Origin of the sequence: Streptomyces sp. WAC06614, assembly GCF_003949795.1 — a bacterium.
GTDB lineage: Bacteria > Actinomycetota > Actinomycetes > Streptomycetales > Streptomycetaceae > Streptomyces.
In genome coordinates, this window is record NZ_RPRY01000568.1 from 1 (window position 1) to 2460 (window position 2460).

Consider the following 2460-nt stretch of genomic DNA (forward strand, 5'->3'; position numbering starts at 1 on the left):
CCCTCACCCGCCCCCCGTCACCACCCTCACGACAAGGAGTCGACGACATGGACCTCACCCCCGACGTGCCCACTCCGCCCCCGCTGGGCGAGCACCTGGCGTCACCGCAGCTGCGGTCCGCGATGCTGGTGCAGCAGGAAGCCCTGTACGCGGCGCGGGAGTTCCTGCGCGGCGAGGGCTTCGTCGAGCTGCTGCCGCCGCTGGTCGGGCCGGTGACGGACCCCGGCGGGCGCGGCGCCAAGGCCCTCGACGTGGACTACTACGGGCAGCCGTACAAGCTGATGACGAGCGCGATCCTGTACAAGCAGGCCTCGCTGAAGGGCTTTCCGCGGCTGTTCTACATCGCGCCGAACGTGCGCGTGGAGCCGCCGGAGACCGCCGGCACCGGCCGGCACCTGGTGGAGTTCCACCAGATCGACGTGGAGCTGGCGGGCGGCACCCGGGAGGACGCCCAGGAGATCGCGGCGGGGCTGCTCACGCACGTGGTGGACCACGTGTGGACCGCCGTGCCCGAGGTCCTGCGCGAACTGGGCCGTGACGAGCTGGACTTCGCCGAGCTGCGGTCCGGGAAGTTCGACGCGCTCACCCACGAGGAGGCGGTGGCCCGGCTGATCGCGGGCGGTCATCCGCAGAGCCCGGACGCGGAGATCGACTGGGCCGGCGAGCGGGTGCTGTCCCTGGAGGCCGACCGGCCGTTCTTCGTGGACGACTACCCGAAGGGCTCGCGCGGGTTCTACGACCGTGAGGACCCCGAACGCCCGGGCGTGCTGCGCAACTTCGACCTGCTCGCGCACGGCGGGTACGGCGAGCTGGTCAGCGGCAGCGAGCGCGAGTCCGACTACGCGACGATCGTGACGCGGATGCGGGAGAGCGGGGAGAACCCGGCCAAGTACGCCTGGTACCTGCAACTGGCCCGCGAGGGCATTTCCCCGAGCGCCGGTTTCGGCATGGGGCTCCAGCGGCTGGTGCGCTTCCTGACCGGGCTGGACGCCCTCTGGCAGGTCAGCGCCTACCCGAAGCTGCCGGGGGTGATCGCGCCGTGAGCGGGCTGCACGCTCCCGGGTTCCCGGAGCAGGAGGTACGGGAGCGGGCCCGGGCGGGCTCGGCCACCGTGTTCCCGGCGGCGGGCACGTACGGCACCGGCCTGTTCGGTGCCGGCGCCCCCGCGGCGTCCGCCACCGCCCTCGCCGGGCCGGACGGATTGGACCGGCTGCGGATCGTGCCGCCGGTGTTCATGCCGCGCCGTCTGGAGAAGCTGATCGACCTGGGCCGGGAGCCCTCCTACGAGGACGTCGGCCTGACCGGCCGGATCGGCGGCTTCGCCTCCGAACTGCCGCTCTACCTCTCGGCGTTCGGCTCCACCCGGGTCGGCAGCGGTGACCTCGGGCTGGCCGCCTCCCGGCAGGCGGCCCGGCTGGGCGTCCCGATGGTGATCGGCGAGAACATGGTGCCGGTCCACGGCTACCACCGTGGCGGTGAGGCCGACGGGATGCGCTCCGCGCTCCTGGAGCGGATCGCCGCCTACGCCGACGCCGTGCCCGACAGGGTCGGCGGGGTCGTGGTCCAGCAGTCCACCGAGGACGCCGACTCCGAGGTGTGGAACCTCCTCTACAGCGATCCCGGTACCCGCGCCCTGCGCGACTCCGGCCGGCTGGGCTTCGAGCTGAAGGTGGGCCAGGGCGCCAAGCCGGGCCTGGGCGGGATGACCGTGGTCGGCACCACCGAGGCGGAGCGGCTGGCCGGGCAGTTCGCGGTCCGCGACCTGCTGGGCGACCGGGAGCGGTGGCTGCGCTGCGCCACCCCCGGCACCTTCACCGAGGAGATCGTCCGCCAGCAACTGCGGTTCATGCGGAACAACTTCCCGCTGGCCCGCACCTGGGTGAAGTTCCACCCGGGCCGTGACGTCGCCCGGGCCGCCGCCACGGCCTGGGCGGCGGGGGCCGACGCGGTCACCGTCGACGGCGCCGAGGGCGGCACCGGCTGGGCGCCGCGCGCCTTCCTCGACCAGGTGGGCCTGCCCCTCGGCGAGTGCCTGCGGCGGATCGGCCGGCCGGCCGGGGACCTGCTGGCCACCGGCCGGATCTGGGAGGGCGCCCGGGCCGTCCGCGCCCTCGCCCTGGGCGCGACCGCGGTCGGCCTCGGCCGGGCGGCCCTGCTCGCCGTGGACGAGGACCCCGAGGACGGCCTGGTCCGCCTGGTCGAGGCGCTGGCCCTGGAGCTGCGCCTGCTCACCAGCGCCCTGGGCAAGTACCACGTCACCGACCTGGACCCGGCCGACCTGTGGGACCCGGCCGCCCCGGACCCGACCGGCCCGGTGGGCGCGCTCGGGCCCGGCGCCGCCGGGTCCCACAGGTCGGCCGGGTCCAGGTCGGTGCCGCGGTGCTTGCCCAGGGCGCTCGTGAGCAGGCGCAGCTCCAGGGCCCGCGCCTCGCACCGGCGGACCAGGCAGGCCGGCGCGTC

2 protein-coding genes are annotated in these 2460 nt (G+C 75.0%); both read left to right on the forward strand.

Translation table 11 applies throughout. The features are described 5' to 3' along the window. Positions 1 to 47 precede the first annotated feature (47 nt). Positions 48 to 1043 carry an asparagine synthetase A gene (locus tag EF918_RS34775; RefSeq protein WP_125652851.1) on the forward strand — a complete coding sequence of 332 codons (996 nt, stop codon included), beginning with the start codon at positions 48 to 50 and terminating at the stop codon, positions 1041 to 1043. After that, the coding region (locus EF918_RS34780; RefSeq protein WP_125652852.1) for a glutamate synthase-related protein at positions 1040 to 2460 on the forward strand (1421 nt) is incomplete at its 3' end. The genes EF918_RS34775 and EF918_RS34780, both read left to right, overlap by 4 nt.

What these genes read in the sequence shown, in the direction of transcription:
- EF918_RS34775 (WP_125652851.1), top strand. Translation starts at nt 48, where the DNA reads ATGGACCTCACCCCCGACGTGCCCACTCCGCCCCCGCTGGGCGAGCAC.